Source organism: Streptosporangium sp. NPDC020145 (genome assembly GCF_040631275.1).
GTDB lineage: Bacteria > Actinomycetota > Actinomycetes > Streptosporangiales > Streptosporangiaceae > Streptosporangium.
Genome location: NZ_JBEXZT010000003.1, coordinates 314,111 through 332,859 on the forward strand (window position 1 = coordinate 314,111; position 18,749 = coordinate 332,859).

19 protein-coding genes and 1 pseudogene are annotated in these 18,749 nt (G+C 71.1%); 9 read left to right on the forward strand and 11 right to left on the reverse strand.

Annotation, left to right across the window (positions count from 1 at the left end; translation table 11 throughout):
• Positions 1-67 precede the first annotated feature (67 nt).
• Positions 68-190: pseudogene (locus ABZ463_RS06940) on the forward strand (hypothetical protein); the annotation flags it as partial.
• Here the strand turns inward: ABZ463_RS06940 and ABZ463_RS06945 are convergent.
• From ABZ463_RS06945 to ABZ463_RS06995, 11 genes are all read right to left on the reverse strand, one after another.
• Complete coding sequence (locus ABZ463_RS06945; RefSeq protein ID WP_362773842.1) at positions 154-1,242, reverse strand: glycosyltransferase family 2 protein; 1,089 nt, start codon at positions 1,240-1,242, stop codon at positions 154-156. The pseudogene ABZ463_RS06940 and the gene ABZ463_RS06945 sit on opposite strands and share 37 nt — an antisense overlap.
• On the reverse strand, positions 1,239-2,234 hold the full coding sequence (locus ABZ463_RS06950; protein ID WP_362773845.1) for an iron-containing redox enzyme family protein: 996 nt from the start codon (positions 2,232-2,234) through the stop codon (positions 1,239-1,241). The genes ABZ463_RS06945 and ABZ463_RS06950 overlap by 4 nt, the downstream gene beginning before the upstream one ends.
• Entirely contained in the window at positions 2,234-2,986 is a 753-nt protein-coding gene (locus ABZ463_RS06955; RefSeq protein ID WP_362773848.1) for a class I SAM-dependent methyltransferase, read from the reverse strand. The genes ABZ463_RS06950 and ABZ463_RS06955 overlap by 1 nt, the downstream gene beginning before the upstream one ends.
• A 102-nt stretch (positions 2,987-3,088) precedes the next feature.
• Positions 3,089-5,173 (reverse strand): catalase, encoded by a 2,085-nt coding sequence (locus ABZ463_RS06960; RefSeq protein WP_362773851.1) that lies wholly within the window; start codon positions 5,171-5,173, stop codon positions 3,089-3,091.
• A 386-nt stretch (positions 5,174-5,559) separates the two neighbouring features.
• Positions 5,560-6,462: an aliphatic sulfonate ABC transporter substrate-binding protein gene (locus tag ABZ463_RS06965; RefSeq protein ID WP_362773854.1), complete on the reverse strand. Its 903-nt coding sequence runs from the start codon at positions 6,460-6,462 to the stop codon at positions 5,560-5,562.
• Positions 6,459-7,610 carry an LLM class flavin-dependent oxidoreductase gene (locus ABZ463_RS06970; RefSeq protein ID WP_362773857.1) on the reverse strand — a complete coding sequence of 384 codons (1,152 nt, stop codon included), beginning with the start codon at positions 7,608-7,610 and terminating at the stop codon, positions 6,459-6,461. Before ABZ463_RS06970 ends, ABZ463_RS06965 begins: the two co-directional genes overlap by 4 nt.
• A complete protein-coding gene (locus ABZ463_RS06975; protein ID WP_362773860.1) occupies positions 7,600-8,568 on the reverse strand; it encodes an LLM class flavin-dependent oxidoreductase in 969 nt (322 codons plus the stop codon). Before ABZ463_RS06975 ends, ABZ463_RS06970 begins: the two co-directional genes overlap by 11 nt.
• Complete coding sequence (locus ABZ463_RS06980) at positions 8,565-9,653, reverse strand: ABC transporter substrate-binding protein (protein WP_352010449.1); 1,089 nt, start codon at positions 9,651-9,653, stop codon at positions 8,565-8,567. Before ABZ463_RS06980 ends, ABZ463_RS06975 begins: the two co-directional genes overlap by 4 nt.
• Positions 9,654-9,682: 29 nt before the next feature.
• Positions 9,683-10,387: an ABC transporter ATP-binding protein gene (locus tag ABZ463_RS06985; RefSeq protein ID WP_362773864.1), complete on the reverse strand. Its 705-nt coding sequence runs from the start codon at positions 10,385-10,387 to the stop codon at positions 9,683-9,685.
• Positions 10,384-11,226 carry an ABC transporter permease gene (locus ABZ463_RS06990; protein WP_362773867.1) on the reverse strand — a complete coding sequence of 281 codons (843 nt, stop codon included), beginning with the start codon at positions 11,224-11,226 and terminating at the stop codon, positions 10,384-10,386. Before ABZ463_RS06990 ends, ABZ463_RS06985 begins: the two co-directional genes overlap by 4 nt.
• Positions 11,223-12,269, reverse strand: coding sequence for an NrtA/SsuA/CpmA family ABC transporter substrate-binding protein (locus ABZ463_RS06995; RefSeq protein WP_352010446.1), 1,047 nt, complete (start codon positions 12,267-12,269; stop codon positions 11,223-11,225). The genes ABZ463_RS06990 and ABZ463_RS06995 overlap by 4 nt, the downstream gene beginning before the upstream one ends.
• A gap of 450 nt (positions 12,270-12,719) precedes the next feature.
• Between ABZ463_RS06995 and ABZ463_RS07000 the strand changes: the two genes are divergently transcribed.
• From ABZ463_RS07000 to ABZ463_RS07035, 8 genes are all read left to right on the forward strand, one after another.
• Positions 12,720-13,802, forward strand: a complete 1,083-nt coding sequence (locus tag ABZ463_RS07000; protein ID WP_362773870.1) for an ADP-ribosylglycohydrolase family protein — start codon at positions 12,720-12,722, stop codon at positions 13,800-13,802.
• A 151-nt stretch (positions 13,803-13,953) separates the two neighbouring features.
• Positions 13,954-14,223 carry a hypothetical protein gene (locus tag ABZ463_RS07005; protein WP_352010444.1) on the forward strand — a complete coding sequence of 90 codons (270 nt, stop codon included), beginning with the start codon at positions 13,954-13,956 and terminating at the stop codon, positions 14,221-14,223.
• Positions 14,216-14,827 carry a DUF6879 family protein gene (locus tag ABZ463_RS07010; RefSeq protein ID WP_352010443.1) on the forward strand — a complete coding sequence of 204 codons (612 nt, stop codon included), beginning with the start codon at positions 14,216-14,218 and terminating at the stop codon, positions 14,825-14,827. Before ABZ463_RS07005 ends, ABZ463_RS07010 begins: the two co-directional genes overlap by 8 nt.
• Positions 14,827-15,615 carry a DUF6082 family protein gene (locus tag ABZ463_RS07015; RefSeq protein ID WP_362773875.1) on the forward strand — a complete coding sequence of 263 codons (789 nt, stop codon included), beginning with the start codon at positions 14,827-14,829 and terminating at the stop codon, positions 15,613-15,615. Before ABZ463_RS07010 ends, ABZ463_RS07015 begins: the two co-directional genes overlap by 1 nt.
• A 180-nt stretch (positions 15,616-15,795) precedes the next feature.
• Positions 15,796-17,181, forward strand: coding sequence for a hypothetical protein (locus ABZ463_RS07020; protein ID WP_362773878.1), 1,386 nt, complete (start codon positions 15,796-15,798; stop codon positions 17,179-17,181).
• Positions 17,178-18,041: a hypothetical protein gene (locus tag ABZ463_RS07025; protein WP_362773881.1), complete on the forward strand. Its 864-nt coding sequence runs from the start codon at positions 17,178-17,180 to the stop codon at positions 18,039-18,041. Before ABZ463_RS07020 ends, ABZ463_RS07025 begins: the two co-directional genes overlap by 4 nt.
• A complete protein-coding gene (locus tag ABZ463_RS07030) occupies positions 18,042-18,323 on the forward strand; it encodes a hypothetical protein (RefSeq protein WP_362773884.1) in 282 nt (93 codons plus the stop codon). It begins immediately after the preceding gene.
• A gap of 45 nt (positions 18,324-18,368) precedes the next feature.
• Positions 18,369-18,719 (forward strand): hypothetical protein, encoded by a 351-nt coding sequence (locus tag ABZ463_RS07035; protein ID WP_362773887.1) that lies wholly within the window; start codon positions 18,369-18,371, stop codon positions 18,717-18,719.
• The last annotated feature ends 30 nt before the right edge of the window (positions 18,720-18,749 follow it).

An 18,749-nucleotide genomic window follows, 5' to 3' on the forward strand; every position in this document is an offset into this window, starting at 1 on the left:
CCCTCTCACCCGCTTCCACCGCCGGAGGGCGGCGTTTTCCGCCCGCCTCGCCGGGCACAAACCCACCATGAGTCACAAAACGGACTATCCCGCCATAATCACTCCATGTGAGGACGGGCCGCTGCTGCTCCGGGGGACGTTCACGCTGACGACTCAGGATGGAGAGGTCATCGACCCCGGCCGGGCGACGGTGGCGCTGTGCCGCTGCGGGCGTTCCTCGGCCAAGCCGTTCTGCGACGGCTCGCACAAGTCCACCGGGTTCCGGGCCACGAGCGAACCCGACCTCTGAGCGCGTTCCCCGAGCCCGCGAACCGGATGCGCGGCGGTCAGCATCCGGTGCCCCGCGTAGGGGATCCCGCCGCAGAGGAACCGGGCCACCAGAGCGGGCCAGCTGCAGACGGCCCGCTCCAGCACCCACACCGGGGCGAACAACGAGGCGGTGAAGGGGAAGACCCGCCGGCCACCCGCCCGGCGGCGGCCGATCTCCGCCACCCCCACGCAGACGGCGGCTCCTGTCAGCACCGCCCCGTACCTGCGTCGCAGCAGGGCGACGGCCGACACCGGCAGCACGGCCAGGAAGAACAGCATCCGGGGCGGCTGCGCCAGGTCGTCGTAGGCCTGCCGTACGCGCTGGGACCAGAACCTCCCGGCGGAGGGCGGCAGACGGCGGACGTAGAGATCGTGCGCGCGGTGTTCGCGCCCGCCGTTGGCGCGGACCGTGCGGATGAGTTCCAGGTTCTCGAACAGCACGTCCCCGTCGTAGCCGCCCATCTTCAGGAAGGCCGACCGGCGCACCCCGAAGGTGCCCGGGTAGTCGGCGCCGAAGCCACGGTTGAGCAGCATGCGGGCGGTGTCCCAGCGGGCGTGCCAGGGCAGCGGGTCGAAGTGGTTCTGCGGCCTGACCAGGTCGGCCGTCTCCAGCAGGGTGTCCATTCTGGCCAGTTCCGCCGCGCCGTAACGGACGTCGTCGTCGGCGATGACCACGTGCTCGGCGCGGGCCAGGCGCATCCCGGTGATCACCCCGTTGACCTTGCCGTTGGCGAAGCGGAGGTCGGCGTCGGGCCGCACGTGCAGGACGAGGCCGTTCCAGCGGGCGGCGTGCCGGTCGAAGAGCGCGGGCGGGGAGCCGTCGACGACGATGACGCGGACCCGGCTCCCCAGCCACCGCAGGTAGCCGGTCAGCTCCGTCAGGCCCGAGTCGTCCTCCCAGCGCAGCGGCAGCACGTAGTCCAGGTCCGTCACGGGCTCCCCACCGCCAGGCTCGCCTCGCGCAGCGACGTGGTCCCCCGGCTCCAGCGGTCCAGGACGTGCTCGGCGAAGAGGCGGTCGAGGGTCAGGGCGCAGGCGGCGCCGTACAGTATGTCGCCGGTCAGGGCGGGTTCGGTGGCGGCCAGATCGCCGCACATGTCGTGCGCGGCGATCTGCTCGTGTACGGCGTCGGCCAGCACGTGCTCGTCGTAGAAGCGGCAGGCCGTCGCGTCGCCGCCCAGTCTCCGCAGGCCCCGGCCGTACCTGAGGTTGGGCAGCGAGGAGGTCATCTCGAAGACCGCCAGGTGCCCGAGCAGGGCACCCCGGCGCGCGCGGTGCAGGCCGAACAGCGACATGAGGTTGACGGTCGCCAGCGTGATCGCCGGCACCCGGTCGAGGTAGGCGCCGTAGGAGTCGTCCAGGTCCAGCCCGCGCATCGTGGCCCGGAACAGCTCCGAGTGCATCCGCTCCCGGCGGCCTCCGCCGTACTCGTCGGCCTGGATCTCCGCCAGGGCCGCCTTGGCGCGGCCGCACAGCCGGGGCAACGCCCAGGTGTGCGGGTCGGCCTCCTTCAGGTGGTAGATCGAGCGGTGGACGACGAACTCCCTGAACTGGTCCGGACCGGCCTTCCTCTCCAGGAACGCCGCGAGCGGCGGCCCCTCCGCCTCGGCGACCAGATCGGTCAGGGCACGGCAGACCCGCTCCGGTTCCCCGGTCGTGGGGGGCGGCGGTACGGTCCGCGCGAGCCACTCCTCGAAGCGCCGTTCCAGCGTCCGCCTGACCGCCAGCAGCGACGGTTCCCACTCCCAGGCGTCGTCGACCTCCTCGAACCCCTGGTAGTGCAGCTCGTAACAGGTGAAGAGCGCGAGCTGCAGGTCCTCGTCGTCCTCCACGCCGAGGGACGGCGGGTCGAACGGGTGGGGCGGGCGGGTGAGCCGTTCGAAGAGCACCGTGGTGACGGGGCCTCGCGGCGCGGGCAGCCGCATCACGGCCTCCCCGGGGACGAGCGGTAGACCGAGACGTGCGAGCGGCTGTCGTCGGTGTAGGGAGAGCCGTCCCAGCCTGCCCAGCGGTGCTCACGTTCCAGGCCGGCGAGCAGCCCCATCAGGTCGAGCTCTGCGGGCCAGGCGTAGCGGTGGTTGGCGGGCAGCAACCTCAGTCCGTCGGAGGTCAGGTTGACCTTCGTCGTGTACATCATCTGGTCGGCGGCCGACAGCCGCGCCGCCTCGACCAGCACCCTCTCCTCGCTCAGCGACAGCAGACGCAACGTCGTGCCGTCCCTGAACGCCCCGGGATCGGGGACCCACGCCTCGACCACGAACCGGCCCCCCGGGCGCAGGTGGGCGGCCGCGTTGCGGAAGCAGGCGACCTGCGCCTCCTGCGAGGGCAACGCGAAGATCGTGTTGATCGCCAGGACGACCAGGCCGAACTCGCCCTCGACCCGGGTCGTGGCGAAGTCTCCCAGCGTCACCGGGACACGGTCGCCGCCGGGCTTGGCACGTAACCGCCGCACCATCTCCGCCGAGCCGTCCACGCCCGCGACGACCAGTCCCCGCGCCGCGAGCGGCAGCGCCAGCCGTCCCGTGCCGACGCCGAACTCCAGGACCGGCCCCCCGTCGGCGAGTTCCGCCAGCCGGTTCACCGCGGACTCGGTGTCGGGAATGGTCGTCCCGTAGACGCCGTCGTAGACGTCGGCGACGGCACGGCCGTACGCGGACGGGTCGAACATCTGCGCCATGGGACCCCCGTTCCCTCGCCTAGAGGCTGCCCCCTCTTTGACCTGGGAAAACGACAGGCCGGACCTCGGGGTCCCCAAGGTCCGGCCTCGTGGCGTGGCGGATCAGACGGGTTCGACCGGGACGGGGAAGCGTTCCCAGACCCGGTGCCCGCCCAGCAGGCGGACGACCTCCGCCAGCACCGCCTCGCCGCCGTCCCCGACGACCACGCCGGGCGCCGCCGGATCGATCCCGGCGGCGGTGAGCGCCTGTACGGCGTCCGCCCAGCCGCCGATCGGCTTGGCGTGCCGGAACGCCTCACCGAGCATGAGCAGCACCCGCGGGTCGGTGGGCGCCCCCGCGGTGCCGTTCCCGGCCTTGGCGTCCCTGGCGCCGTCCGCGTCCTTGCCCCGCGCCGGGGTTCCGGCCAGCAGCAGGGCGTCGAACTCGACGGACCTGGCGGTGACGAACGTGCGCTGCACCGTTACGGGGCCGTCGCCGTCCGCGCCGAGCACGCCACCGGCCGGGGCGATGACCAGCGGCACCATGCCGCCGTCCAGGACCGCCTGGCGGACGGCCTCGACCGTCGCCAGGTCGCCGTGGCCGTCGGCGACGATGCCGATGATCCGGCCGGTGGTCGGCCAGGTCCTGCCCACCTGGGACAGGGCCGGGCTCGGATCGACGGCCGGCAGGGAGTTGACCGGTTTCGGAACGGGCAGGCCGAGGCCCTGCGCCACCTGCTCGCACAGGTAGGGGTCGATCTCGGCGAGAACACGCAGGTTGCGCTCCTTGATCGCCTGCTCGTAGACCTTGCCGAGTTCGAAGGTGTAGGCGGCGATGACGTGCTCGCGTTCGACCGGGCTCAGGCTCAGCCAGAACAGGCGAGGCTGGCTGAAGTGGTCGGCGAACGACGCCGGAGCCTCACGCACCTTCCGTGCCGCGGCCACCTGAACGGGCGTCTCCACGTATCCCCCCTCGTGCGCCCCCGCGAAGAAGGGGCAGCCGCCGTCCAGCGAGTTCGGCTTGTACGGCGCCACGCCCGCGTGCACGGCGTCCTGGTGGAAGCCGTCGCGCAGCATGTCGTTGACGGGGGCGTGCGTGCGGTTGATCGGGATCTGCCCGAAGTTGGGACCGCCCAGGCGGGTGATCTGCGTGTCCAGGTAGGAGAACAGCCGCCCGGCGAGCAGTGGGTCGTCGGTGACGTCGATGCCGGGCACCAGGTGACCGACGTGGAAGGCGACCTGTTCGGTCTCGGCGAAGTAGTTCACCGGGTTGGCGTTGAGGGTGAGCAGGCCGATCGGCTGGACCGGCGCCAGTTCCTCAGGGACGATCTTCGTCGGGTCCAGCAGGTCGATGCCCTCGAACGTCTGCTCCGGAGTGTCGGGGAAGACCTGGATGCCCAGCTCCCACTGCGGGAAGGCGCCGGCCTCGATCGCGTCGGCGAGGTCACGCCGGTGGAAGTCCGGGTCGGCGCCGCCGATCAGCTGCGCCTCCTCCCACACCAGGGAGTGCACCCCGGCCCTGGGCTTCCAGTGGAACTTCACCAGCGTCGTCGCCCCCTCCGCGTCGACCAGCCGGAAGGTGTGGACGCCGAAGCCCTCCATGGTCCGGTAGGAGCGGGGGATGCCGCGGTCGGACATGTTCCACAGCGTGTGGTGGGTGGCCTCGGTGTGCAGGGAGACGAAGTCCCAGAACGTGTCGTGCGCGCTCTGCGCCTGGGGGATCTCCCGGTCCGGATGCGGCTTGGCCGCGTGGATGACGTCGGGGAACTTGATCGCGTCCTGGATGAAGAACACCGGGATGTTGTTGCCGACCAGGTCGAAGACGCCCTCGTCGGTGTAGAACTTCGTGGCGAAGCCCCGGGTGTCGCGCACCGTGTCGGCCGAGCCCCGCGACCCGAGGACCGTGGAGAAGCGCACGAAGACCGGCGTCTCGACGTCCTTGGCGAGGAAGGCGGCCCTGGTCACCGAGGCCGCGGTGCCGTACGACCGGAAGACGCCGTGCGCGGCGGCGCCGCGGGCGTGCACGACGCGCTCGGGGATGCGCTCGTGGTCGAAGTGCATGACCTTCTCACGCAGGTGGTGGTCCTGCAGCAGCACCGGCCCTTGGGGACCGGCCTTGAGCGAGTGGTCGGTGTCGGCCAGGCGCAGCCCCTGGGCCGTGGTGAGGCGGTCACCGCCCTGCGCCCGCTCCCCGGGGGACACGTCCACTCTCTGCCCCGTGGCGCTGAACGGATCGGGGCCGTGCTGGTCGGGCTTGGGCCTGAGCGGCCCCTGGGCTCGGTCGGCTCGTCGACCGACGGCGGTTCGCTTCCCGGACGGCCGGGAATCTCGGCCGAATGATCTGACAGTTTGTCAGCGATCTTGTCAATGACACCCTTGACCGGGTTGGACTTCTCCATCGTTCTCTCCTTGAGCTGCGGTGGCGGTTCCTCGGGTGAGGACCAGCGCCGGTCGGGCCGCGGAGACCCGGTGGCGGTACGCCATACCCCTGTTCGGGTGCTCAAAGCGACGACACTCGGGAAGACGGAAAAATCCTGACAGAACCATTCAGAGGAAGGCCCCTCCGGGCTCTCGGAGGGGCCTTTCCCCGGCTGTCACCGGAGCAGCTTGGCGATCTCCGGGTCGACGGCGTCCGCGACGGTGATCTTCCGGTCGATGAGGCCGTTGGCGTGGAAGAGGTCGGCGGCGCGCTGCTGCTCGGCGACGAACTCCTCGGTCACCGGGTGCAGCCCGAAGGGACGCTTGCGCAGGGCGTTCTCCCAGTGGTCGAGGTCACCGCCGTCGTCGGCGGCGAACAGCCCGGCCGCCTCACGATGGTTCTCGGTGATCCAGGCGTCGGACTCCTGCAGGGCCGCGACGATCGCGGCGAGCTGCTCGGGGTGCTTCTCGGCGAAGTCACGCCGGGTGAACCAGAGCGAACGGTGGCTGAACAGCCCGTCGGTGGCGACCAGCTCACGGACCGGCGCCTGCGCCTCGACCTTGCTGAGCGAGGGGTAGGAGCCGACCCAGGCGTCGACCTCCCCGTTGAGGAACAACTCGCCCGCGTCCACCCCGGCGTCGACGGGGACGATGTCCTTCCAGGTCAGCCCGGCCTTGTCGAGGGCGAACAGCAGCAGCGTCGTCTGCCAGGAGCCGTGCCCGAGCGCGACCCTCCTACCCTTCAGGTCCTCCAGGGAGGTGATCGGGGAGTCCTCCTTCACCACCAGCCTGCCGTTCTCGTGGCGGGAACCGGAGACGGCCACGTAGACCACGTCGTGGCCCTTGCCCTGGGCGGTGACCGGCGGCGTCGAACCGGTGCCGATGAAGTCGTAGCCGCCGTCGAAGAGGTGGTCGCCGTGGACCGAGGGCAGGCCCTTGGTCGGGTCCGTCCTGTCACCGGCCGGGAGGTCGCGCAGGTCGACCCACTCGACGTCGGGGATCGCGCGCTCCAGAATGCCCCGGTGACGCAGGACCCACAGCGAGTTGTTGTGCGGGAAGTAGCCGACGCGGACGCTCATGAGGGTGTTCCTTCCAGTAGGGGTGATGCGACGCGGAGGTCACGGCCACGCAGCAGCGGCAGAACGTTCTCGCCGACGCGGTAGGCCTCCTCCAGATGGGGCACGCCGGCGAGGATGAACGCGCCGACGCCAAGATTGATCAGTTCGTCGAGCCGTTCCGCGACCTGCTCGTAGCTGCCGACGAGCCCGAAGGCGGGCCCGCCCCGCAGCAGGTGGAAGCCGCCCCACACGTTGGGGGTGACCTCAAGGTCGCGGTGGCCGTTGACCGCGCCGGTGACGAACGACTGGCTGCGCTGCCAGCCGATGGAGTCGCCGGTCGCGCCGCGGAGCACCGACGGGTCGATGTTGTCCCAGCCTCTGCGGATCTCCTCCCAGGCCTCCTCCTCGGTCTCGCGGGCGAGCACGTCGATGCGGACGGCGAACTTGGGTGTGCGGTCGCTGTTGGCCCTGACCTGGTCGAACTTCTCGCTCAACGCGTGGAAGGGCTCCAGCCACGACAGGTAGTGGTCCGCGTGCCGCCCGGCGGCGTCGATGGCCGCCTTCGACGACCCGGAGAAGTAGATCTCGGGGAACGGCTGCCCGGTCAGCTCCTCGGGCAGCCCGGCTCCCCTGACCCGGTAGAAACGTCCCTCGAAGTCGTACGGCCCGCCGTCCCAGACGCCCCTGAGCACGTCGAGGAACTCCGAGGTCCGCGCGTAGCGGTCGTCGTGGGCGACCTTGTCGCCCCACCAGAGCTGGTCGGGGCCGCCGCCACCGGAGATGACGTTGTAGACGACCCGCCCGCCCGTCGCGCGCTGGAGGCTCGCCGACATGCGCGCGGCCTGCACCGGGTGGAGGAAGCCCGGCTGGAAGGCGATCATGAACCGGTAGGTCGTCGTCTCCCTGGCCAGCGTCGCCGCCGTCGCCCACGGGTCGTCGGTGTTGGGGAAGGAGGGCAGCAGCCCGCCGACGAAGCCGGAGACCTCGGAGGCCCTGGCGACGTCCCCCATGTGCTCGACGTAGCTGTAGCCGTCACGCCGCCCGTCCCGCACTCCCGGGGCCAGGCTGCCCGGCACGACCGGGGCCCACTCCCCCCGGCTGGCGACCCTCCTGCGCAGCGAGGGCTGGTCGCCGTGCGTGCCGATCCGCCAGTAGATGTCAACGGACATGGCTGTTCTCCTTGACCAGCAGCGGCAGCAGCCGCTCCCCGAGCCGATAGGTCTCCTCGACGTACGGCGTCGCCTCAAGGACGAAGGCGCCGATCCCCCGGTCCGCGTAGTCCCTGATCCCGGCCGCCACGCTCTCGTAGGAGCCGACGAGGCCGGGGCCGGGGAAGCCGTTCCACAGCCGGGTCTGCGGGTCGGGTTCGGGCAGGGTGTCCTCGGTGCCGCCGCCGCGCAGCCACAGGCGGCGTGCCGCCCGCCAGGCCTCGGCGTCGTCGTCGCGGGCCAGCACCGGGAGGCGCAGGCCGTAGGTGACGCCCTGGAGGCCGGAGGCCTCGAAGTCGTCGCCGGGGTCGAAGACGTGCACGTCGGCGTGGCGCGCGGACAGTTCGAGGGCCTGCGGAGAGGTCCCCGACAGGTGGACCCTGGGGAAGGCCCTGCCGGCGAGCGGCGACAGGAAGCCTCCGGCGAGCACCTGGTAGAAACGTCCCTCGTAGCCGTAGCCCTCCTGCGTCCAGACCCCCTTGGCGACGGTGAGGAACTCCTCGGCCCGCGCGTAGCGGTCCGCCCCTTCGAGGAAGTCGCCCTGCGCCCTGGCGACCTCGGGGTCGAGGTCGACGACGACCCGCCAGTCGAGCCGGTCGCCGGAGAAGCGCTGCAGCGAGGCCGAGACCTTGGCGGCGTAGACGGGGGTCGCGACGCCGGGGTGGAACCCGGCGGCGACCCGCAGCCAGCGGCTCTGCCTGAGCAGGCTCCCCGCGGCGACCAGCGACTCCTCGCCTCGGGGGTCGAAGGGCAGCAGCGCGCCGTCGAAGGCCGCCAGCTCCGCGGCCCTGCCCGCCTGCAGCAGGTGGTCGAACGGGCCGAAGGGCGCCCTGGGGTCGGTGACGAAGCCCGGCAGGTCGGCCCTGGCCCCGCGCCCGCCGTTGTCGCGGGTCGGCAGTGTGATCAGGAACGTGGTCATCGGACCGCCAGCCGTTCCCCGATGAACGCGCCGCCGAACCGGGCCGTCACCTCGCCGGGCGCGTCCGTCCAAAGGCCGTCGGAGCGCCGCCCGGCGAGCAGTTCCCGCGCCGCGGCCAGTGGCTCGTGGGCCGTCCAGGCGTCGAGGTCGACGTCGGCGGCGAGGAAGCCGTGCAGCAGCAGGAAGTCCTTCTGCCGCCCCAGCAGCGTGAGCCGCTCCGGCGACAGGTCCGGGTGGAGGCCACGGTGGAAGTCGCCCCGGTAGGCGGTGGCGACGCCGTCCGCCTCCGAGCGGGTCTCCGCGGCCAGGATGCCGCGTACGGCCTCCAGGTTGTCCGCCGCCCAGTCCGCGGCCCGCAGCGTCTGGGCCAGGAAGGCGACGACCAGGTCCGGGTGCTCGGCGAGCAGGTCCTCGTGCACGGTGATGGGCCTGGGGGTGCCGTTGTTGACGCGGGTACGGCGGTCCTCCGCGGCGTCCAGGTCGACGGCGACGACGGCGCCGATCTCCCTGGCCTGGTCGGCGGAGCGGGCGCCCTTGACGTAGATCGCGTCGACCTCGCCCGCGGCCAGTTCCTCGATGCCCGGCCAGGACCAGGCCCGTTCCGCGGCGCCCCGCCCGACGTCGGACCTCGGCTGGCCGACCTCGACGAACGTCACGTCGTCGAAGCCGAGCCCGGCCTGGGACAGCGCCCCCTTGAACCCGTGCAGCGCCATCGCCCTGGGGAAGCTCCTGGCGCGCGTCTCGGCCCACCTCGGCAGCGCGACGCGGGCACCGCGCAGCCCGGCCGCGTCGGTGATCCCCGAGTCGGGGCGGACCAGGATCGACTGCCACTCCTCGATCCAGGTCAGCCCGATCAGGCGGGTCGGGGCCCCCTCCGAGCGGGCGGCCAGCGCGGGAACGTTCCCGCCCTCCCGGAACAGCCCGAGGAGCCGGTGGTCGAAGTGGTGTTCCGACAGCTCGGGGCCCGCGTCCTGCAGGACGCCGACCTCGCCGAACTCCTCGTCGAGCCAGCCCAGGTTGTAGGCCAGCCCGCTCGCGGTGGGAACCGGGCAACGGGTGAACCAGATCTTGTCGATCGCGGACATGCGAGTCCTCCGTACTGTTCTTCGGGTGGTCAGTGCGCGGCGGCGGCGACGCCGAGATGGGACAGGAACAGCCGCCGGTGGGCGATGAACGCCGGGTCGTTGCGGTCACGCGGATGGGGCAGGTCGATCGGCTGCTCGACCGCGAAGGCGCCGTCCCGCAGCACCACGACCCGGTCCGCCAGCCGTACGGCCTCGTCGACGTCGTGGGTGACGAGCACGACGGCGGGCCGGTGCCGTTCGCACAGCTCGGCGACCAGTTCCTGCATCTGCAGGCGGGTCAGCGCGTCGAGCGCGGCGAACGGCTCGTCGAGCAGCAGCAGCTCCGGGTCGCGGACCAGGGCCCTGGCCAGGGCGACCCGCTGCGCCTCCCCGCCGGACAGGGTCGCGGGCCACGCCCCGCCGTACCCGGCGAGGCCGACCTCCTCAAGCGCGGCGAGCCCGGCCTCGCGCGCCGACCTGGGCAGCCCGAGGACGACGTTGGCGAGCACCCTGCGGGCCTGGACCAGGCGCGGCTCCTGGTAGACGGTCGTACGGCGCCGCGGCGCCAGGACGGTTCCCGAGTCGGGGAGTTCGAGACCGGCCAGGATGCGCAGCAGCGTGGTCTTTCCCGTGCCGCTCGGCCCGAGCAGGACGAAGAACTCCCCCCGCCCGATCTCCAGGTCGATCCCGTCCAGGACGGTCTTGGCGCCGAAGGCCTTGCGCAGCCCCCTGATGTCCACGGCGGTGGTGCTCATCGGGCCGTCACCTGCCCGCGCCAGGGCATGGCGACCCGTTCGACGGCCCGGATGACCAGGTCGATCAGCAGGCCCAGCACGGCGTAGATCACGACGCACAGGACCATGTAGTCGGTGCGGTAGTACTGCTGGGCGAGCGTGACGAGGTAGCCGATCCCCTCGGTCGCGCCGATCTGCTCGGCCGCGATCAGGCCGGTGAGCGAGACCGAGAGGCACACGCGCAGGGCCATCAGGACGCTGGGCAGCGCGGTCGGGATGATCACGCCGAAGGCGAGTCCCGCCCCGGTGAGCCCGAAGCCCCTGGCGGCCTCGACGACCTTCCGGTCCACGCCGCGGACGCCGAGATAGGTGTAGGCGTACATGGGGCCGGCCGCGGCGACCGCGATCAGGACCACCTTGAACGTCTCCTCGACGCCGAACCAGGAGATGAACAGCGGGACCAGGGCCAGGAACGGCACGGCCCGCTTCATCTGCATGGTCGGATCGACCAGTTCCTCCCCCAGGACGGACAGTCCGGCGACCACGCCGAGCAGGAGGCCGACGCCCCCACCGGCCAGCACGCCGAGCCCGGCCCGCCGTGCGGAGGCGAGCAGGTAGTCGCCGAGCTGCCCGGTGGCGGCCAGCTCGCCGAGCGCCCCGACGACGGCTCCCGGTCCGGCGAGGATCTCCGGGGAGATGAGGCCACCGGCCGTGCCGTACCACCAGGCGGCCAGCAGTACCAGCGGGACCAGCAGGCGCAGCGGGACGGACAGCCCGGGGGCGCGTCTGCGGGAGCCCAGGTAGCGGGGCGGTTCGAGCGGGGACGGCCGTGTGGCCGTGGGGATCTTCTCCAGCGTCATGACGCGGGCTTGAGGTCGAAGATCACGGCTTTGGGGTCGATCGCGCCCGGCAGCACGCCGTACCTCTGGAAGACCGAGGCCACGTCGGCCACGTAGGAGGCGTCGGCGGGGGTGGCGAAGCGCGGCACGTTGGCGTACCGGGACTTGGCGTTCTCCTCCTCAAGACGGGCGCCGGACAGGGCGGTCGGTCCCTGGGTGAGGAAGACGTTCTGGAATTTACCCGGGTCGCGCCTGGCCTCCTCGGTGAGCTCCTGCAGGACCTTGAGGTAGACCCGGACGACCTCGGGGTGCTCGGTGAGCAGTTCGGTCCTGGCGGCCTGCATGTTCAGGTCCTTGTCCGGCAGGTCACGGCCGTGCACGACGACCCGCGCCCCCTTGGCGACCGCCTCGGGGTAGGCCCGCACGATCGCCCACCAGGCGTCGACCTTGCCGGTGGCGAAGGCGGAGGCGCCCTGGTCGGGGTTGAGGTAGACCCGTTTGACCTGGTCGGCGGGGATCCCGGCCTCCTGGAGGGCGAGCAGCAGGAGATACTCCCCACGTCCGCCCTTGTTGACGGCGACCTGCTTGCCGACCAGGTCCTTGACGGTCCTGATGGGGCTGTCCGGCCTGACGACGAGGCCGTCGGTCTGCGGCGCGGCGGCGTCGGTCTCCGGGTCGGTGAAGGCGAAGATCTTGATGTCCTTGCTGCTGACGAGGTAGCCGAGGACCGGGGAGATCGCCCCTTCGAGCACGTTGATCGAGCCGGAGCGGACGGCGTCCACGGTGGCCGTGAAGGAGGCGTAGGAGCCGCCCCACTCCACCTTCGCCCCGACCTCGGCCAGCCGCCTCTCCAGGATTCCCTCCTTCTTGGCCACCGCCAGCGGTCCCGCGTTGCCCGGGTCCTTGATCCTGAGTACGGCTCCGCCGTCCTTGCCCGCCGGGTTCCCGGCGGCCGCGACCGCCGTACCTCCCGAGCCGGTTCCCCCGCAGGCGGCGGTGAGGGCGGTGAGTGACAGCGCCGCGAGCACGAGCGCGGCGCGCGTCCGTGGAGGAGATGTCCGCATGATGACTGGCCCCTTTGGAAGGTCGAGAAGACGAGAAAGGTCGGGATATGGGGAGACACACGTGTCCGGCGCACGGGAACGGCGGCCCTCGGACATACGGGCGTGGGCGCACGGAGACGGGAGGAGGAGAGGTCGACAGGCTCAACGTGGAGGACGGAGCGCGTCACGGACAGAGGCTGCTGTCCAGGCGCATGAGATCGACGACCCGCCGGAGGGTCAGGGGTACTCGCGACACATTTCCTATATTTCAGGTAGGTTTAATCCACGTCAACCCGTATCCCACATCATGGGATCGGAAATGTCATGACTTCCAGCCTCCTGATGCCAGGATCTCGATCATCAAGGCGCGGAGGCCACATCATGGGAAGCCAAGCTCCCGCCGGGCCGGAGGCATCGGCCGAGGTCAGCGGAGAGCCCGTAGAGTTACGGGCCCATGGGAGCAGGAGGATCATGACCGTGCGACGTTCCACCGACGACCTCGCCGACCACCGCAGCCGCGTGCGGGGCAGCCTGCTCGGCGGTGCCCTGGGTGACGCGCTCGGCGCGCCCGTCGAGTTCGACTCGATCACCGACATCCGGGGCCGGTACGGCTTCGCGGGGGTGACCGGCCTGGTCCCCGACCACCGCGGCAGGATCGGCCTGGTCACCGACGACACGCAGATGACGCTGTTCACCGTCGAGGGCCTGATCCGCGGCGGAGACGTCCCCGCCGTACGGCACGCCTACCTGCGCTGGCTGGACACCCAGCGGTACCCGGCGCCCCAGCGGGACCGGCCGCACGGAACGGGCCGGCTGCGGGAGCAGGGCTGGCTCTACGCGCGGCGGGCCCCGGGCAACGCGTGCCTGTCCGGCCTCGCGTACGGCCCCGCGGCCCCGGCGCCCTTCGGCGAGCCGGGGCCGGTCAACCCCGGCTCGAAGGGCTGCGGCACGGTCATGCGCTCGGCCCCCTTCGGGTACGGCGCGCCGGACGCCCGGCACGCCTTCGAACTCGCGGCCCGGTGCGCGCAGATCACCCACGGCCATCCGACCGGCTATCTCGCGGCGGGCGCCTTCGCCGCCATGATCCATCTCGTGCTGGCCGGTGAGCCGCTGGGCCAGGCCGTACGGGGGGCCGCCGAACTGCTGACGGACTACCCCTCCCACGAGGAGACGAGCCTGGCCCTGCGCGCCGCCGTCCGCCTCGCCGCCCAGGGTGACCCGAGCCCGGAACGGGTCGAGTCGCTCGGCGGGGCCTGGGTCGCCGAGGAGGCGCTGGCCATCGCGGTCTACTGCGCGCTGGCCCACCCCTGGCCGGGCGAACTGCGGCAGGCGCTGCTGCTCGCGGTCAACCACTCCGGCGACAGCGACTCGACCGGCGCCGTCTGCGGAAACCTCCTGGGCGCCCTGCACGGGCAGCGGGCCCTGCCCGCCGACTGGCTCGCCGACCTCGAAGGCCGCGAGACCATCACCGAAATCGCCGACGACTTCGCGGCCTGGACGGCCGGGGAGCCCCCGGTGAACGACTCCTGGGCGGAGCGGTATCCCCTCGACTGACACGGTCGCCCGAAAAAAGCCATCCATCTTACCCATCCGGCGGGATTTCTGCCGGGCCGTCAGGAAAAGCCATCGGCGAGGTCCATTGCGAGTCCGAATGGATCATGTGAAACTCGGGGGACGTTGGGGAGATCGACGAATCGAGGGCATCATGTCTCGTCCTTGGGAGGCCGATCCGCGCGCCGAGCTACGCAGGCGCCTCGGCAGTTCACCACTGGAACTCGGCAACACGACCGCGAGCCCGGACTGCCCGGACATCTGGGAACTCTCCAACGGGGACATCGCCGTGATCGGCCGCGACCTCACCGAGGCCTACCTGAACCGGCTCCCCGAAGGGGTGAGCCTCTCGCGTGACGAGCGCCTCGTGGTGATTCCCCGGAACCAGCTCATCTCCGCAAAACGGGATATACCAGATGATTGATGATATAAGCACATATAAAGCGGAGACCCTGAGCGCAGAAGAGTATATTTCGGATTTCTGGCCATATTTTCAGGAGATCGAAGGGGTTTTCTGGAAGCTCGAATACCGCCAGTCGTTCCGGGAGCCACGCAACCCCAGCTGGCAGGCCCTGGACCGGGGAGACTGGGACGAGGCGCTGCGCATCATCGACGAGACCCGTGACGAGATCCAGGGTCCCGTCCTCGACGCCCCCGGGTTCCCGATGCGCCGCCTGCGTGTCGTGCGGCGGCCGTACACGCCCTATCTGCGCTGGGAGCTGTACTTCATCCGGCTGAGGGCACAGGCGGGAGAACTCATCCGCGTCCTGGACGCCGGGGAGCTGGGCGAGAGCCGCGACCTGCCCGAGCTGGTCATCCTGGGATCCTCGGTCATGTACGAGGTCGTCTACGACGAGGGCGGTACGCTCAGCGGCGCCCGTAAGATCGCCGACCCCGGTCTGATCGAGGCCTGCACGCGCGAACTTGAGGACCTCTACGCGCGCGGCGAGGACCTGCTGCCCTTCCTCGACCGGGAGCGTCAGGCGCTTCCTCCCCTGTTACCGACCACGGGCAGAAAGCTCGGGTAGTGCGCGGCGGCCCCCTGTTCAACCGACTCGCCGGAGGCGGGCGCCGCTTCCTTCTCATCGCACTGCTCTTCCTTCTGGTTCTGGCGGTACCCGGTTTCGTGGTGATATCTCCCTTCTTCCTCACCCTGCTCAACGACCAGGGCGCCGACTGGAGCAGGCTGAGCGACATCGGCCAAACCTACGGGGCGGCCTCGGCCGTCCTGGCCGTCTTCGCCCTCATGGGGGTGACGGCCTCGCTGATCCTGCAGGCCCGCGAGGCCAAGGCGGGCCGCGAGCAGACGCTGCGCGCCCTGCACACCGACCTCATGCGGATGGCCATGGACGACCCGCTCTACCGGGCCTGCTGGGGGACGTTCTTCACCTCCCAGGACGCGGACGAGCAGCGCGCCCACATGTACGTCAACATGATCGTCAACCACTGGCTGATGATGTGGGAACTGCGCGCCATCACCGAGGCGCACCTGCGGTCGGTCGCGGCGGTCGTGCTGGCCGGCCCCATGGGGTGGCGGTTCTGGACCGACGCCAGGAGACGCCGCCTGGTGAGCGCGGGCACCCGCAGGGAACGACGTTTCAACCGCATCCTCGACGAGGTCTACCGTACGGTCCCCGCCCCGGCCGCCCGCCGCCCCGAGCCTCCCAGACGGCCTTCCCGGTTCCCCCGGCTTCCCTGGCGTCACCCGGACGCCCGTGCCGTACGGGGCGGGCTGCTGTTCCTCGCGCTGCTGGCCGCCGTGGCCTCCGCCGTACGGCGTCTCAGGGCGCCCCGCGCGCGACCGGATGACGTCTGAACATCCGGCACGAAGGACACAACCCGTCATTACGGCGATTCTCCGTGTCACCGTAACGATCACGCCTTTCTTCCTTTGACAGATCCGCCGTATGCCGAAATGATCACGCTTTTCGGCGGCGTGCACCGGGTCCATCGGACCGGCGGGCGGCGCCCAGCGTCATCGAGGAGGGGACGTCGAGTGTCCGTGACGGACCAGGAGCTTGCCGCCGAGCTTCGCGAGCTTGCCGATCACCCCCACCTGGCGGCCCGCCAGGACCAGCTGTACGACCTCGCCGAGGCGGTCGTCGACCCCGGCGAGGCGGAACGCTGGTGTGAGATCGACCTGTTCGCCGCCTTCTCCCCCGAAGACACCATCCTCACCGACGCCGGGCAGGAGCGCGGACGGCGGTTCGGGCTGGGCGCCGCGGTCGGCCCCGCCCTGGTCTTCGTGCCGATCTTCATCACCTGGCTCGGACTGATGATGGCCACGGGCGCCTACGGCGACGTCCTCGACGAGGGAGGCCCGGAGGCGGCCCGCCGCCCCTTCCTTGAGATGTGGCAGCAGGGCTTCGACGGCAGGCTGCCCGAGTTCTTCAAGTTCGACAACATCGCGCTGTGCACCCTCGCGGCGATCTTCTGCCTCATCCTCTGGACGGTCCTGGAGAACGTCACGAAGAACAGGAAGGAGGAGAACGCGGAACGCGACCTGGCCGCCCTGCGCGTACGGCTGCGCGCCGCGCTGACCCGGGCGAGCCTCCTGCTCGGCGCCGTACGGCTGTCCTCCCCCGCCCGCTTCGGCACCGAACTGAGCAAGACGGCGGCCGACATCGGCTCCGTCGGCACGATGGCGCGCAAGGTGCACACCGAACTGGTCGAGGCGCTCACCCTGACCCTGGAGGCCACCAGGAAGACCACCGACGCGCTGACCGCGAGCGCGCTCGACGTGCGCGACGGCGTCGAGCTCCTCGGCAGGCAGCTGGCGGCCGTCAACAGCACCTGCGACGACCTCACCACGGTCGTCGCGCGGGCCTCGGCCATGATCGACAGCGCGGGCACCAAGACCGGCCAGGCCGTGGCCAAGGCGGGCAACCAGCTTTCGACGACCATCTCGCAGACCACCCTCGACATGCGGCGCTCGTTCAACGACGAGCTCGTCCGCTCCATGCGTTCGGTGCAGGGAACCGTCTCGGGCCTGGACAGCCGGATCGACAAGCTGGTCGACGCCACCAAGAGCATCGGCTACGCGGTCGACCGCGCCGCCCTGTCGATCGACGCGGTCGGCTCCTCGACGGAGAAGGCCGTCGACCTCCTCGGGGAGCGGGTCAACGACACCCTCCTCGGCACGACCGAGGAGTTCCGCCGCACCTTCGGCGGCACCGGCGCCGAGATCAGGGAGGCCCTCGAAGGCTGGTCGGCCACCACCGAGACTCGTCTGTCCCGCGTCGAACGCCTGGCCGCCCGCGCGGGCGCTCGTTCGGACGCTCGTTCGGACGACGACTACCGCGACGGCTCTCGTGTCGGCGGTACCGACGGCTCCCGGGTGAGCGGTGCCGAGGGCGACCAGGACGTCCGGCGGGTCCGGTGACCCCCCGCCGCAGGACCTCGACCTCGACTCTGCTGGCGGGCTGGCTCTTCGCCGACCTGCTGCTCGGCGTCACGATCATCATGCTGGGCGCCCAGTCCCCCGCCGCTCCGTCCCAGGCCGCCGCGGAGACCCGCCCCACGGCAGGGGCTCAGGCGTCGGCGGACACTCGGGCTTCGGCCGCCTCCCAGAGCGCGGGGAAGCCCGAGACCGCCGGACCCCAGGACACCGGCACCGGTTCTCAGGACGACGAGAAGCCTCAGGGCACCACGGAGCCCCAGCCCACCACGGAATCACAGCCCTCCACGGAGGCTCCGTCCTCCACGGCCCCCCGGCCTTCCGAGGGGGCGAGTCCCACGGCCACGGGCACCACCCGTCCACTGCGGGACACCGTCCGGGCCCTGCCGACCCCCACCCCCACGCCCGACCGGCCCTCACCGGACGCCACCGTGCCCACCACTGTGCCCACCACCAAGCCTCGCTCCCCCCGCAAACCCACTCCGTCCCCCTGTGTCAGCCGCCTCGGGGACGTCCAGGCGAAGCCGATCACGATCTCCTTCCAGCTCTCCCCGGGCATGCGTGACGAGGCGCTCGCCGTACAGGTCAGGCAGGAGTTGCTGCGGCACCGCGACCAGCTGGCCGGACGGCACGCCGGCATGGTGCTGACCTTCGGCGCCGACGGCGGCGCGGACAACGGCGTCCGGCTGGCCACCCGGGTCAACACGGCCATCCGCGAGACCTACCCGCGCATCTTCGGCGCCGCCGTGACCCGCAACTTCCACGACCTCGCCGCCCCTCCCGGCTCGATCTCCATGGAGATCTACCTCATGACCTACAGCTGCTCCCCGGTGTCCGGCTCCTAGATGGACCGGGACGAGCTGGAGCTGCTGTCGGTGAGCCTGATCGAACAAGGCGCCGGAGAAAGAGGACCGGCCGAGCTGATCGCCGCCCTCAAGAGAGACGGCCGCTCGATGGTGGAGTCCATATACCTCGTCTCCAAAGTGCTCTCCCTTTCCCTCGCGGACGCCAAAACGTCAGTGGTGACCAGCCCGTCCTGGTCGAGGGAGAACAGGGAACACGAGAGGTTCCACGAAAAGCTGATCGAGGTGTTCGAGGGTGAGGAACAGCCCCGTGCCGACCGCTGATCCCCTCGCGTCTCGACCGTGATGACCTCTGGGATCATGCGACGCGTGAGAAAGGGAGCCCCTGACGTGGACGACGTCCTGGAGCGAGGGCCGATCGGTCGCTGGCGTACGGCCTGCGGTACGGCGGCCGTGCTGGTCGGCGAGGAGGTGGTGTTCGCCCCGGACGGCACGGGCGTGCTCCACACCCGTTCGGTGGCCTTCGGCGCGGCGGCCCTGGAGTTCCGCTGGCGCATGCTGGGCCGGGCACGCCTGTGGATCGAGTCCGAGGACACGCCGATCCCTCTGGAGTTCCGCTCTCACGAGACGGACACCGGCCGGCGGACGGTCCTGGCGGAAGCCGGTCAGGACGGCTTCTGGATTCTCCTCGACCCTCTGGAGTGGGTCGGCGACGCCTGAGGCGGCCCGTCCACCGTACGGGCCCTACGC

Excerpts from the sequence above, each read along its gene's own strand:
- ABZ463_RS06950 (WP_362773845.1), bottom strand. The coding sequence starts at position 2,234 with ATGCGGCTGCCCGCGCCGCGAGGCCCCGTCACCACGGTGCTCTTCGAA.
- ABZ463_RS06955 (WP_362773848.1), bottom strand. The coding sequence starts at position 2,986 with ATGGCGCAGATGTTCGACCCGTCCGCGTACGGCCGTGCCGTCGCCGAC.
- ABZ463_RS06965 (WP_362773854.1), bottom strand. The coding sequence starts at position 6,462 with ATGAGCGTCCGCGTCGGCTACTTCCCGCACAACAACTCGCTGTGGGTC.
- ABZ463_RS06970 (WP_362773857.1), bottom strand. The coding sequence starts at position 7,610 with ATGTCCGTTGACATCTACTGGCGGATCGGCACGCACGGCGACCAGCCC.
- ABZ463_RS06975 (WP_362773860.1), bottom strand. The coding sequence starts at position 8,568 with ATGACCACGTTCCTGATCACACTGCCGACCCGCGACAACGGCGGGCGC.
- ABZ463_RS06980 (WP_352010449.1), bottom strand. The coding sequence starts at position 9,653 with ATGTCCGCGATCGACAAGATCTGGTTCACCCGTTGCCCGGTTCCCACC.
- ABZ463_RS06985 (WP_362773864.1), bottom strand. The coding sequence starts at position 10,387 with ATGAGCACCACCGCCGTGGACATCAGGGGGCTGCGCAAGGCCTTCGGC.
- ABZ463_RS06990 (WP_362773867.1), bottom strand. The coding sequence starts at position 11,226 with ATGACGCTGGAGAAGATCCCCACGGCCACACGGCCGTCCCCGCTCGAA.
- ABZ463_RS06995 (WP_352010446.1), bottom strand. The coding sequence starts at position 12,269 with ATGCGGACATCTCCTCCACGGACGCGCGCCGCGCTCGTGCTCGCGGCG.
- ABZ463_RS07000 (WP_362773870.1), top strand. The coding sequence starts at position 12,720 with ATGACCGTGCGACGTTCCACCGACGACCTCGCCGACCACCGCAGCCGC.
- ABZ463_RS07005 (WP_352010444.1), top strand. The coding sequence starts at position 13,954 with ATGTCTCGTCCTTGGGAGGCCGATCCGCGCGCCGAGCTACGCAGGCGC.
- ABZ463_RS07010 (WP_352010443.1), top strand. The coding sequence starts at position 14,216 with ATGATTGATGATATAAGCACATATAAAGCGGAGACCCTGAGCGCAGAA.
- ABZ463_RS07030 (WP_362773884.1), top strand. The coding sequence starts at position 18,042 with ATGGACCGGGACGAGCTGGAGCTGCTGTCGGTGAGCCTGATCGAACAA.